Below are 13163 nucleotides of genomic sequence, written 5' to 3' on the forward strand. Positions count from 1 at the left end.
CTCCCTCCACAACCAATGAAAATGCCTGACCGCGGCTCACGCAGCAGATCGCTGGATCGCCGCACGGCTCACCGCGGCGAATTTGCACAAGGTGTTTTCGATGATCTGGCGCGGGATGCCGCGCACGATGAAGACGAGCCGCGAGCGCCGGTCCGCCGACGGCCAGCCGGCAAGCGCGATCGGCGGATGGAACACGTGCTGCACGCCGTGCACCACCATGGGCGCGTCGGGCTGCCCGGCGACATGCACGATCGCCTTGAAGCGCAGCAGGTCCTCGCCTCTAAGCGCCGCGACATAATCGAGCCAGCGCGCGAACGCCTCCCGCTGGATCGGCTCGTCGATGATCAGGCTGTAGGACGATACGCCGGTGTCGTGCGCGTGGTGACTGTGGTGGCTGCACGCCTCGCCGTCGCAATGGTGATCCCCGTGATGGTGCGGCGTGTTCGCCGCCTGCGCTGCCAGATCGAACCAGCGCACCACATCAGCGGAGCGCGCCGCCGGATCGAACAGCCCGGCATCGAGGACTTTTGCCGGATCGACGATCCCGTTCCGCACGTGTGAGCGCGTTGCGACCGGATTGATCGCCGCAAGCTGCGCATCGAGCCGCGCCAGTGCATCATCGGCGGCAAGGTCGGTCTTGGTCACGAGCAGCCGGTCGGCGACGGCGATCTGCCTGACGGCTTCGCTGTGCGCCGCAAGAGTGTGCGTACCATTAACCGCATCGACGGTCGCGACCACGCCGTCGATCCGGTAGCGGCCGACGATATCGGACGCCGTCATCAGCGTGTGCAGCACGGGCACGGGATCGGCGAGCCCGGTGGTCTCGACCAGCACCCGGTGGAATGGCGGGATCGTGCCGTCAGCGCGGCGCGATGCGAGGTCGGCCAGCGTCTCGATCAGGTCCTCGCGCACCGAGCAGCAGATGCAGCCATTGTCGAGCAGCGCCAGGCGGTCCTCGCTGCTCTCGACCAAAAGGTGATCCAACGCCACCTCGCCGAACTCGTTGATGATGGCGACGACGCCATTGAGCTCTGGCTGGCGCAGCAAATGGTTCAGCACCGTGGTCTTGCCGCTGCCGAGGAAACCGGTCAGCACCGTGACCGGGATCTGATCCGCCGTGCCCATCACGAGCCCCGCTCGTAAACCTTGCGGCCCTCGAAGAAGGTCAGCTCGACCCGCGTATCGGCCAGTTGATCCGGCGGGATGTCGAAGATCATCTGGTCGAGCACGATGAGGTCGGCGGATTTGCCGACCTCGATCGAGCCGATCGACTGGCCGAGGCCGGCCGCGCGCGCGGCGTCGATTGTGTAGATGTCGATCACGGTTTTGAGGTCGAGCGCCTGCTCCGCCCACAGCGACTTGCCCGGAAAATCTCCGGTCGGATTCTGCCGCGTCACCATGCCCTCGATGCCCTGCCAGGGGTCGGGGATCGGGATCACCGGCCAGTCCGAGCCGCCGGCCATCAGTGCGCCGGCTTCCTTCAAATCCTTGTTCGGCCAGAAGCGCTGCGCGCGCTCCTCGCCCATCGCGGCCTTGTGCGCCTCGAGGAAGATGGTCGGATACCAGATGATCGGCGACAGGTCGGCGGCGACGCCGAGCTCGGCGAAGCGCTTGACATCGTCGGGCGCGATATAGCTCGCATGCGCGATCTGATGGATCAGATGGGTCGGGCCGTTGAAGCTGCGCACGACATCGATGGCGTCGAGCGCCTGCGTCACCGCGGCGTCGCCCGCGCAATGGATCTTCGCGGCAAGGCCGAGCTTCTCGCAGCGCCCGAGCCAACGGATCAGGTCCGGCACGGTCAGCATGGTGGAGCCGCGGAAGCAGCAGCCGCGCACCGGGTCGGCCACATACGGCTCGTGAAAGGCCGCGGTCTTGGCGCCCGGCACGCCGTCGAGGAACACCTTGACATAATCGGGCTTCACATGCGCACCGCGGTAATCCTCGCGCAGCGCGAACAGCTCCTCGCCAGCCTTGCCGAACATGAAGCCCGGCTCGACCACCGGCATCGCGCACACCGCCCAGGCGGTCAGCTCGCCGCGGTCGTCGAGCCCCTTCAGCGCCGCCATGATCGGCTGCATGCTGGCAGCGTCGATGAAGGCGGTGACGCCATAGGCGTTCAGCACCGAGATCGAGCGCGCCACCGCCGCGCGGTCCATCTCGGCCGTGTAGTGGCCGGAGGCCGCGAGCGCCCGCTCGACCAGGCCGGAGGCGGCCTCGATCATGATACCGGTCAGCGTTCCGGTCTTGAGGTCGCGGCCGATTTCGCCGTCGGTCGGATCAGCCGTGTCGGCCGCAACGCCGGCCAGCCGCAGCGCCGCCGAGCTCGCCCAGCGATTATGATAGGTGTCGTCGCGCAATACGACGGGATGCCCGAGGCAGGCAGCGTCCAGCAGCGCGCAGGACTCCGCGGTGTTCATCTCGTTCAGGAGATTATTGCCGAACTGCCCGCCGACGATCCAGGCGCCCGGCGCAGCCGCTGACGCGGCCTTGTGCAGGGTTTCGGCGATCCTTGGAATGCTGTCGGCGTTGGAGAAGCGCAGCTCGTAAAGATCGGCCTGTCCACCCATCATGATGTGATTGTGGATGTCGACGATCCCCGGCATCGCCATGCGTCCGCCGAGATCGACGGTCGCCGTTTCCTCGCCGATGAGCGCCGCGACGTCGCGTTCCTCGCCCACCGCGATGAACCGGCCGGCCTTGACGGCTGCGCAGCTTGCCCAGGGCTGCCCGCGGTTCGACGTGTAGATCCGGCCGTTGCGGAAGACCGTGTCGGCGAATGTCCTGTTCATACAGATCAAACTTCTCGATTGGGAAAGCCTGGAGCGATCAGCCTCTCACCGTGCGGTGCACAAGGCTGAACCGCGCACGACGCCGGCATGATGGCCAAACGTTCGGCATGTCGGCATTTGGAACAATCCACCGTCCGGTGGATGCTCCGCCGCTTCCCCGCGAGCGCAGGGCTATTGCGTATTGCCTGCCTCCGCAGGGGCGCACTGCCAAAACATCGAAAACAACCCCATGCACAGTAGCCGGCGGCGTGCCGGCACTCGACATGGCGACTTGACATGTCGGGCAAATCAGCGTTACTATTCTATTATTCCGAAACCGCGCGACGCGCCTCAGAACCCTAGCGCCAGTCCGTCCTTGCGGTGGTCCGAAGCGCCGAACAGGACGCCGCGGGCGTGGTCGATGCGGATCGCCTGACAGCCGCCGATCGGCTCCTCCGAGAACCGCGCATCGTGGCCGCGGGCGCGAAGGTCGTCGCGTATCCCGGGAGAAACGGTCGTCTCCAGCGACAGCGCGCCGTCGAAGGCAAAGGAGCGCGGCGCCTCGGCCGCGGCCTGGATGTTCATCTTCATGTCGAAGATGTTCGACAGCAGATTGGCGTGGCCCGCGGCCTGGTAATGCCCGCCCATCACGCCGAACGACATCACGGTCTTGCCGTCCTTGCGCAGCAGGCCCGGAATGATCGTATGCATCGGCCGCTTGCGCGGCCCGAGCGAATTGAGATGTCCCGGTTTGGCGCGAAAACTCCAGCCGCGGTTGTGCAGCAGGATGCCCGATTTCGGGGCGTAGATGCCGCTGCCGAACGGATAGAACAGCGAGTTGATCAGCGATACGGCGTTGAGATCGCGGTCGACCACCGTGACATAGACGGTGTCGCGATGCTCGATATCGTCCCAGGCCACGGGCGCGGATGAGCGGCCCATGTCGATCTTGCCACGGATTCTCCCGATATAGTCGTCGGCAAGGAATGCGGCCGGATCGACCTTGCTGGTGGCGGGATCGCAAAAGAAGGCGTCGCGCGCGCGGTAGGCCGCCTTGGTGGCTTCAGCCAGCAGATGGATGCGATCGGCCTCTCCGAGCTTGCCGACATCGAAGCCTGCAAGCGTCCGCAGGATCATCAGTGCGGCCAGGCCCTGCCCGTTCGGCGGGCACTCGACCACGTCGTGGTCGTGGTAGCGCGCCGAGATCGGGTGCACATAGTCGGAGGCTTGGGCGGCGAAATCGTCGGTGCTGTGGGCGCCGCCCAGGGCACGCAAGATAGCCACCATCTCGTCGGCAGCCTCGCCCGTGTAGAACGCGTTGCGTCCGTGCTGCGCGATCCGGCGAAGGGTGCGGCCGAGCGCGGGTTGCGTACGGATGTCGCCGACCTCAGGCGCCTTGCCGCCGGGCAGGAACTGCGCCGCCGCATTGCCGTCGATCTCGATCCGGGCCCGGAAGCGGCGCCAGTCCTCCGCGACGCGGGGCGTCACGCAAAAGCCCCGCTCGGCAGCCGCGATCGCCGGTCGGAAGATCTCCTCCAGGGACCTGCTGCCATGATCGGCGACCAGCCGGCACCACGCATCGATCGCGCCGGGCACGGTGACGGCCTCGGGCGCGGTCGGCGGAATGTCGCGCGCGCCGCTCGCGGCAAATTTCTCGGCATCGGTTGCGGCCGGCGTGCGGCCCGAGCCGTTCAGCGCGATCGGCTCGCCGGCGTCAGGCGAATACAGCGCGAAGCAGTCGCCGCCGATCCCGGTCATCTGCGGCTCGACGACGCCCTGCACCGCGACCGCCGCCACCGCGGCATCGACGGCATTGCCGCCGGCCTTCAGCATCTCGACCGCGGCCAGCGTCGCCTGCGGGTGCGAGGTCGCGGCCATGCCACGCTCCGCAACCGCCACCGAACGGCCGATGGCCATGAAATCGCGCATGTCGTTTCCTTCAATGTTGTGAGCGGCCGCCGCTCGCCACATTGTCGAAAACGACACCGGTCCTCGCGGAGGACTCTCGTTTGGCCACCGGGCAGGCAGCAATCCACCCAACGGTGGATCGGTGAATACGGACGAGGGTTGTCACGCCTCTCGGACGCGGCGGATTGATCCGGCGGCAACCGGGCAAAACCTGTCAAACCTGCGCGTGAGGAATTCTTTCGGCCTATCTGAATAGTTGCGTGCTCGGCGGCAATTCTGTGGTGGGTAACTGGTTGCCAAGCCCGGAGCGCGATGGCACGCTGCCACGATCAATTTAGCTCATGTCGATTGCCAATGCCGATGTCATCTCTCAGAGAGCTTCATGGCGCCAGGCGAAGTCGGTTCGGTTGGGGGGCTGGTTGGTTACGCATTGCCTCGTCTCTGGTCTCACTGTCATGCTGCGCCGTCGTTCACGACGTGCGTGCGGCGTCGCCCAATGAGGAGTCGAGCCGACCCGTGACGGCATCCGAACCGTCGGCTCAATCCGATGCCGACGGAGGTGTCTTGCCGGATGCGGACCGAGCGTCGCCCGAGGCTCCGTCGACGACGCCAGGCGAGAAGCAACCTGAGCAGGTATCCACGGCCAACGTTGCCGGCTCGTTCAAGGTCGCCCCGGACAATATTGATACAGTTCTGGTCCTGGACGAATGCTTTGTTGCCGAGGCGTGCATCGACCGGTTCCTTGGCGCGCTCTACACGCGAGCGCCGAAGACCGACTGGATCGTCGTGTACGAAAAAAAGGACGTGATCATCAAACGGAAGCGCAAGCTGATCACGGTCACGCGCAGCATCCCGAGGCGGGTCGAAAATGACTTCGGATGGAAGGACCCCAGGGCGGCAGAAAGAGCCCGCATGCCTCTGATGGATTACGTGATCGGAGGGATGGATCGAGCCTTCAAGCAAAAGCTGTTCTATATGCTCCACGCAGCGGAGCAGGCCGGACTGGCACCCGGGATCACAAGCGGATTTCGCGACGACTACCGCCAATCGATTGCAAGCGGGCTGAAGGCCGCAAATGACAAGTCCTATCACGGCGGCAGCTCGCGTGGAGGCTATGGTCACGGGCTCGCCGCAGACGTCGTCAGCATGAATGGCGGGAGCAAGGAGGAGCGTGCAACCGAGACCAAGCGATTATGGAAATGGATCGACGAGCACGAAAAGCAGTTCGGAGTCGGACGTCCATACTTGAATGGAGACCCAGCGCATCTCGCACCGGTCGATGGTCGGGAGTATGCTGCTCATCGTACGGTATCAAGGCACACAAAGCTGGCCGGCAAGCGACATACCCGAATCGCAGCATCTTCCAGACATGGCGTGACGACGCGCGCAAAGTCAAAGGCAGCGTCGAGGGCCGCGACGACGAAACTCAGCTCGCGCCTCTGATTGGCCTACCCCTCCTGCGCTTCGTGCGCTCCGGCGCGCCCCAGCTCAGGGGGTGAGCTGGGGCTGACGGCGGCTTCGGAGGCCGTAGCGGCCAGCCTCCGTCCATGACGTTACGCCTCTCCCCGGACTCTCATCTACCAGGAACCGCGATTGCTGCGCCGCGCTACTACTTCTGCGCTGTGGAGCTTGCTTGCCGCTGAATCTGTTACTCGGGGCTAGTCCAGAATGGCAATTGCCGCGTGCGCTTGTCGATCTATCATGTCCCCAGTCGTGCGGATTGGCCGACATTTTGCCCACACCCGACCATGCACCTCGCGCGATCAGGGATCGCCGCTTCGGCCCACGGAGCGACGGTCCCGCCCAATTCCGGAAACGACAGATCAGTTCGACGGGCAACTCAGCAAATCCTGTCAATCCTTCACGCGAAGAATATTTCGCTTTGTCAGAAGCGCCACTCGATCACCCGCATGCGCATGCGCGGGTGATGACACCGAAGAAGGGTGCGCAGTAGCGGTGCGTTGTCTCGCGCGAGAAGCATCCTCATCGTCGTCCTGGCGAAGGCCGGGACCCATAACCACTGAAGATGATTGTTGTGCGACGCTGGGGCCACGGCTTTCCTCACCAACCCAGTCCTGTGGTTATGGGTCCCGGCCTTCGCCGGGACGACACGTGGAGGGAGCTGTGTGCTGGCATATTCTTCGGTGTCATCGCCCGGCTCGACCTGGCGATTCAGTGTGCCGCGGCCTCTCGATTCAAGCACAGGCATCTCTGGAATACTGGATCCCCGCATGCGCGCATTCGCGGGTGATGACACCGCGCCGCTTGACATCTTGAATTGCGATTCATCCTCATCGACGTCCCTGCGAAAGCAGGGACCCATAACCACCGATGTTTATCGTTTCACGACGCTGGAGTAACGAATCCCGTTCACAATCCGCCGCAGCGTATGAGTCCCTGCTTTCGCAGAGACGACGTGCTGGAAGAGCCGCGGGCTCTAATCGACAGCCCGCGCCTCAATGCGGCCGCGACATCATCGCCACGACGGCGGAGCGGGTCTCGACGCCGAGCTTTTCGAAGATATGGATCAGATGCGTCTTCACCGTCGCGAGGCCGATGTTCAGGCACTCGCCGATCTCGCGGTTGGTTCGGCCGCAGCACAACAGCTCGACGACTTCCATCTCGCGCGAGGTCAGGCCAAAGCGCGCCGGCTCGTCGGCATTCGACGACAGGCGACTGGTCAGGTTGAACTCGAGATAGTCGTGGATCTTCTCCGCAATGTGCATGCTGCCGTCGGGGATCGCGCAGCCCGGCGCCCACAGCACGCTCATTCCGGCGACGATGCGGTCGTTGCGGCGGAAGAAGAACTCGATCATGTCGGCGACGCCGCATTGGCCGGCGAAGGCGCGGTAGGTCGCCGCCTCCTGGATCGCGCATTGGTCGAGCGCCGTGCTCAGCCGCGCAATCGGCCGGTTGCTCGCCGAGCGCGGATGCAACGGATCGAGCCGGTTCATGCCGGCAAGATACTGGTCGTGGAAACTCGGCGGCACGTTGCTAGAGAGCACGAAGCGGTTGAGGGTCAAATTGCCGTCGACCTCGTAGAACGCGGTCGCCGACCCCTCGAGAATGCCGCGCGCGAACTGAATGGCCTGCGTGGTTGCCGGATCCGGTCGGCCCAGAAGCGCGATCATGACCTACCTCCCGATGTTTCCCGATGGCGAACGTCTGCGCGTCGCGTAACCGTCACGCTGAGGCACGCGCGAGCCATAGTCAAGCAAATTGCGGGCCAAACGCACGAAGCGCACATCCGGGGAAACGGTTACGCCGAAGTAACCCAACGGCCCCCTCCACCATCCGGTTGATTGCGAGCGACGCGAGCCATGCGGAACTTTCGCGCATCATCCGATGTCATTGCTGGATCAAGAATGAATTCGCGTCGCATCATGGCCGCCTTCCCGTCGGCGGCCGACGAACAGGTCACGCTCGCCAACTGGCGCCAACATCCCTTCAACGAGTGGGCATTCCGCAATGTCCGCGAATTGCTGCCCACCGCGAACATCGCGCGCGCCGCAGCGCCGGCGCCACTGTCCTTTGCGCCGCGCTATCTCGACGACCTCAGCTTCGCCAACCCGCGCGGCGAGCCGATCGGCGTCGGCGAGGCGCTGCGCGCCAGCCACACCGACGGCATCGTGGTGTCGCATCGCGGACAGATCGCGTTCGAATGGTATGCCCATGGCCTGACGCCCGATACCCCGCACCTGATCTTCTCCGTCAGCAAGTCGGTCGCCGGAACGCTCGGCGGCATCCTCGCCGATCAGGGCAAGCTCGACCCCGACGCGCCGGTGACGCGCTACATCCCGGAGATGGAGGGCTGGGTCTATGGCGGCGACTGCAGGGTGCGGCATCTGCTCGACATGAGCGTCGGCATCCGCTTCGACGAGGATTACATGGCGCGCGACGGCGACGTCATGAACTACCGGCGCTCGACCGGCTGGGAGCTGCCCGATCCGGCGATTCCGCCGAGCAATCTGCGCGACTATCTGCGCACGCTGCGACCGAACGGCGCACCGCATGGAGAGACCTTCCACTACGTATCGACCAACACCGATGTGCTCGGCTGGGTTTATGAGCGCGCCTGCGGCATGTCCTACGCAAAGATCCTCTCCCACTATCTGTGGCAGCCGATGGGCGCCGAGCACGACGCCTACATCACGGTCGATTCACGCGGTGCCGGCCGCGTCGCCGGCGGCATCTGCGCGACACTGCGGGATCTCACCCGGTTCGGCGAGATGATGCGCAATCACGGCATCAGCAACGGACGACAGGTCGTCCCCGGCTGGTGGATCGACGACATCAGGCAGAACGGCAATGCCGAGGCCTGGTCGCGCGGCGACCTGACGAAAGTGTTTCCAAACGGCAATTACCGCAACAAGTGGTACACGCTCGATCGACGTGAAACACCGTTTGCCGCGGTCGGCATTCATGGCCAGTGGATCTACATCGATCCGGCCAATGAGACCGTGATCGCACGCGTCTCCTCGCAGCCGCTGCCGATGGATCTCAATCTCGATCACATGTGGATGCGCGGCTATCGCGCAATCGCGGCCAGGCTTGCCGGCAAGAGCTGACCGATTGCGACAGGGGGACACCATGGGACCACCGATCAACCGCCGCCGTCTGTTGCAGATCAGTGCGGGAGCAAGCCTCGGCATTGCGATGCCGCGCATCGCGCGGGCCAGTTCGAAGACGATCACGGCCGTCATGCACGCGCCGCTGCGCGCCACCGACCCGATCATGACGACGGCGTGGACCGCGCGCAACCACGGCTACATGATCTACGACACGCTGTTCTCGACCAATTCGAAATTCGAGATCAAGCCGCAGATGGTCGAGGCCTGGGAGGTCTCCGCCGACGGCCTGACCTACACTTTCCGCCTGCGGCCCGGCCTCAAATTCCATGACGGCAGCGCGGTGACGTCGGCCGACGTCATCCCTTCGCTGCAGCGCTGGGCCAAGCGCGACACGATGGGCCAGAAACTGTTCGAATTCGTTGCCGAACTGAAGGCGGTCGACGAGCGCAGCTTCCGCATGGTGCTGAGGGAGCCATGCGGCTTCGTGCTGGCGGCGCTCGGCAAGCCAACCGCCAACGTGCCCTTCATCGTGCCGGCGCGGATCGCCGCGACGCCCGCCGACCAGGCCATATCAGATCATCTCGGCTCCGGACCGTTCCGCTTCGTGACGGCGGAATTCCAGCCCGGCGTCAAGGCCGCCTATGAGAAAAACCCGGACTACGTTTCCCGCGACGAGCCGTCCGACGGCACCGGCGGCGGCAAGGTCGTCAAGATCGGCCGCTACAAATGGATCAGCGTGCCGGATTTCCAGATCGCGACCAACGCGCTTGTCAACGACGAGATCGACTATTTCGAGGTGCCGCCGCACGACCATCATCCGATGCTTGCTCGCGCCTCCAATGTCGAGCTGACCGATTACAACACGCTCGGCTTCTCCGGCATGTGCCGGATGAACTGGCTGGTGCCGCCGTTCGACCGGCCGGAGATCCGCCAGGCCGTGCTGCACGCGGTGAACCAGAAGGACTGGCTCGACACCCAGGTCGGCAATCCCGATTACTACAAGATCACGCCGGCAATCTTCGTCGCCGGCACGCCGTTCGAAAGCGCGGTCGGATGGTCGACCAAGGCGGACACCGCGAAAGCCAGGGAGTTGCTCAAGCAGGGCGGCTACAAGGGCGAGCAGATCACGATCCTGCACGCGACCGACGCGCCGATCATCACCGCGCTCGGCACGGTCACCGCCGAGGCGCTGCGTTCGATCGGCATGAACGTCAACCTGCTGGCGATGGATTGGGGTTCGGTGGTGGCGCGGCGCGCCAAGCAGTCGATGCCGGCCGAGGGCGGCTGGTCGCTCTACCATTCGACCTGGGCCAGCGCCGACCTTGTCAATCCGATCGGCAACGCCTGCGTTAACGGCAAGGGCAAGAACGGCGGCTTCTTCGGCTGGGTCGAGGACGCCGAGCTCGAGCGGCTGCGCGACAGCTTTGCCCGCACCGCGGCGCCGCCGGACCAGAAGGCGCTGGCCGACAAGATCCAGGCACGCGCCTACGAGGTGGTCACCCACGTCCCGACCGGGCAGTACAATCAACCGGCCGCGACGCGCAAGGCGCTGAAGGACATCGTCCGGGCGCCGGTGCCGCTGTTCTGGAATGTCGACAAGACAGGCTAGCGGTGCCTATTCGATCGGCGGCCGCCGCGCATGCCAGTCCGTCACCGACTGGAACGCGGCGCCGGCGCGGACCAGCACGTCTTCGGACAGATGTGGGCCGACCAATTGCATGCTGAGCGGCATCTGGTCCGAGGCCATGCCCATCGGCAAGGTAATAGTCGGGCTGCCCGAGAAATCGAACACCGCCGTGAAGCGCAGAATGCTCAGGAGGATATTGGGGTCGGCACCGTATTCGCTCATCTTGGTGAGCGTCGGAATCGGTACCGGCATCGTCGGGATCAGCAGCAGGTCGATATCTTCGAACATGGCGGCGAGGCTGCCGCTGAACTTCAACCGTTCATGATGGATCGCGGCAATATCGACGCCGCTCGTCGCCCGGCCCTGCTCGATCAGCTGCGCGAGATCGGGTCCGTATTCCGACTTGCGCGACGGGTAGGTGTCCAGATGCGCCTCAGCCGTCTCGACCGAGCACATCGCAATCCACTGGCTGACGAGCTTCTGGTAAGGCGGGAAATGCACCTCGCGGATGTCGGCGCCGAGATCGGCGAGCGTGCGCTCGGCTTGCACCAGCGCAGCGACGACCTGCCGGTCGATGCCCTCCTGGGCGTACCTGCGGTCAACACCGATCCTGAGGCCCCTGATGCTGTCGCCCGCTCCAGCCAGATAGTTCGGCACCGGAGCCCGCAAGGCGGTCGGGTCGTTGATATCAGCGCCCGCGATGACGCCGAGCATCGCCGCGGCATCCGCAGCGCTGCGGCACATCGGCCCGACGTGATCGAGCGAGTCGGCCAGCGGGAAGACGCCGTGCCGGCTGACCCGCCCCCAGGTCGGCTTGATCCCGGTCAACCCGCAGGTCGCCGACGGAAAGCGGATCGAGCCGCCGGTGTCGCTGCCGATCGAGCCGTAGCAGAGCCCCGCTGAGGTCGCGACGCCCGATCCGGTCGAGGAGGAGCCGACCCAGTAGTTCACATTCCACGGGTTGAGCGGCGCCTGGATTGCAGGATGGTGGCTGGTATAGGCCCCCTCCGTCATCTTCAGCTTGCCGAGCGTCACCGCGCCGGCGACTTCGAGCCGGTCCACGATCGTGGCATTGAAGGACGGTACGAATTTAGCGTGAATCGTGGTGCCGCCCGCGGTCGGTGCAAACGAGGTGTAGCAGAGGTCCTTCAGCCCGATCGGAACGCCATGCAGCGGGCCACGCCAGACACCCTTGGCGATCTCCGCGTCGTACTGCTTGGCCTGGGCCATCGCTCGCTCCGCTAGGACCAGCGCATAGCCGTGAAACTGTCCATCCAGCTTCGCAATCCGGCCCAGCATTGCCTCGGTGATCTCCGACGGCTTCGCCTCCTTGCGGCGAATGAGCTCGGAGATTTCGGTGATGGATTTGTAGTGCAATGAATCCGCTGACATCTGATGCCCTGCTGTTATCGGAATATGCCTGTCCGGACCGCCGCCGCGGGCGGCGATCTCGCGGCTCTGCTGACGGCGCGCCCCGCCTAGAACTGGACGCCGCGCGTCAACGCGCCGTCCACCACGAGGTTGGTCCCGGTGATGAAGCTCGCCGCCTTGCTGGCCAGGAACACAGCGGCGTTCGCCATCTCCTGCGGCGTGCCCATGCGGCCGGTCGGGTTGAGCGCCAGTGCGGTCTTGTACAGTTCGGGATTGCCGTCCTTGATCATGTTCCAGACACCACCCTCGAAGTAGGTGTTGCCCGGTGATACCGAATTGGCCCGGATGCCCTTGGCCGCGAGCTGGTAGGCAAGGCCCTGCGTGTAGTGGATGATCGCCGCCTTGAACGTACCGTAGGGACCGCTGGCAAAATCGACCTCGCGTCCCGACACGCTCGAGATGGTGACGATCGCGGCGGCGCCGCTCTTCTCCAGATACGGCATCGCCGCGTTGACGAGGCGCACCGTCCCCATCATGTCGGTGGAGAATTCCTTCTCCCAGCTCTCCTCGTCCTGCCCGATCGACAGCGCGCTGACATTCGCGACCACGACATCGATGCCGCCGAGCTTGGACGCCATGTCGGCGACCCAGGCCTTCAGGGCCGGCCCGTTAGAGACGTCGACGGCACTACCGAACGCCGAAACGCCCTTGGCCTTGAGCGCTGTGACCGCAGCGTCGACGTCGCCCTGGTTGCGCGCACAGATGCCGACGTTGGCGCCCTCGGCGGCGAACGTGCCGGCGATCGCCCTGCCGATGCCCTTGGTGCTGCCGGTAACGAGAACCTTTGCTCCCTTGAGTCCGAGATCCATGTCCATTCCCTCCATTATTATCAATTATGCAACGCACTGATCTTCA

General features: G+C 64.8%; 9 protein-coding genes. 3 read left to right on the forward strand and 6 right to left on the reverse strand.

Features of this window, described 5'->3' with window-relative positions; translation table 11 throughout:
* Positions 1-36: 36 nt before the first annotated feature.
* The 3 genes from Q2M23_RS16535 to Q2M23_RS16545 all read right to left on the reverse strand — a co-directional run bounded on the left by Q2M23_RS16535 (position 37) and on the right by Q2M23_RS16545 (position 4700).
* On the reverse strand, positions 37-1125 hold the full coding sequence (locus Q2M23_RS16535) for a CobW family GTP-binding protein (RefSeq protein WP_076826157.1): 1089 nt from the start codon (positions 1123-1125) through the stop codon (positions 37-39).
* Positions 1125-2792 carry an amidohydrolase gene (locus tag Q2M23_RS16540; RefSeq protein ID WP_076826155.1) on the reverse strand — a complete coding sequence of 556 codons (1668 nt, stop codon included), beginning with the start codon at positions 2790-2792 and terminating at the stop codon, positions 1125-1127. The genes Q2M23_RS16535 and Q2M23_RS16540 overlap by 1 nt, the downstream gene beginning before the upstream one ends.
* A 330-nt stretch (positions 2793-3122) precedes the next feature.
* Positions 3123-4700: a gamma-glutamyltransferase family protein gene (locus Q2M23_RS16545; protein WP_316396153.1), complete on the reverse strand. Its 1578-nt coding sequence runs from the start codon at positions 4698-4700 to the stop codon at positions 3123-3125.
* A gap of 495 nt (positions 4701-5195) precedes the next feature.
* On the opposite strand from Q2M23_RS16545, the gene Q2M23_RS16550 reads away from it, so the two are divergent.
* The gene (locus tag Q2M23_RS16550) at positions 5196-6122 is read left to right on the forward strand and encodes a D-alanyl-D-alanine carboxypeptidase family protein (protein ID WP_316396154.1); all 927 of its coding nucleotides are present in this window, start codon (positions 5196-5198) and stop codon (positions 6120-6122) included.
* A gap of 1013 nt (positions 6123-7135) precedes the next feature.
* Here the strand turns inward: Q2M23_RS16550 and Q2M23_RS16555 are convergent.
* Positions 7136-7810, reverse strand: coding sequence for a helix-turn-helix transcriptional regulator (locus tag Q2M23_RS16555; RefSeq protein WP_316396155.1), 675 nt, complete (start codon positions 7808-7810; stop codon positions 7136-7138).
* A 234-nt stretch (positions 7811-8044) separates the two neighbouring features.
* On the opposite strand from Q2M23_RS16555, the gene Q2M23_RS16560 reads away from it, so the two are divergent.
* Both Q2M23_RS16560 and Q2M23_RS16565 read left to right on the forward strand, forming a co-directional pair.
* Complete coding sequence (locus tag Q2M23_RS16560) at positions 8045-9247, forward strand: serine hydrolase (protein ID WP_316396156.1); 1203 nt, start codon at positions 8045-8047, stop codon at positions 9245-9247.
* A gap of 22 nt (positions 9248-9269) precedes the next feature.
* Positions 9270-10859, forward strand: coding sequence for an ABC transporter substrate-binding protein (locus Q2M23_RS16565; protein ID WP_316396157.1), 1590 nt, complete (start codon positions 9270-9272; stop codon positions 10857-10859).
* A 6-nt stretch (positions 10860-10865) separates the two neighbouring features.
* Here Q2M23_RS16565 and Q2M23_RS16570 read toward each other — a convergent pair whose 3' ends face one another.
* Together Q2M23_RS16570 and Q2M23_RS16575 are read right to left on the reverse strand one after the other, a co-directional pair.
* A complete protein-coding gene (locus tag Q2M23_RS16570; protein ID WP_316396158.1) occupies positions 10866-12269 on the reverse strand; it encodes an amidase in 1404 nt (467 codons plus the stop codon).
* 86 nt (positions 12270-12355) lie between these two features.
* Positions 12356-13117, reverse strand: a complete 762-nt coding sequence (locus tag Q2M23_RS16575) for an SDR family NAD(P)-dependent oxidoreductase (protein WP_316396159.1) — start codon at positions 13115-13117, stop codon at positions 12356-12358.
* Positions 13118-13163 lie beyond the last annotated feature (46 nt).

The sequence above is a fragment of the Bradyrhizobium sp. 33ap4 genome, assembly GCF_032654765.1.
Taxonomy (GTDB): domain Bacteria; phylum Pseudomonadota; class Alphaproteobacteria; order Rhizobiales; family Xanthobacteraceae; genus Bradyrhizobium; species Bradyrhizobium australafricanum.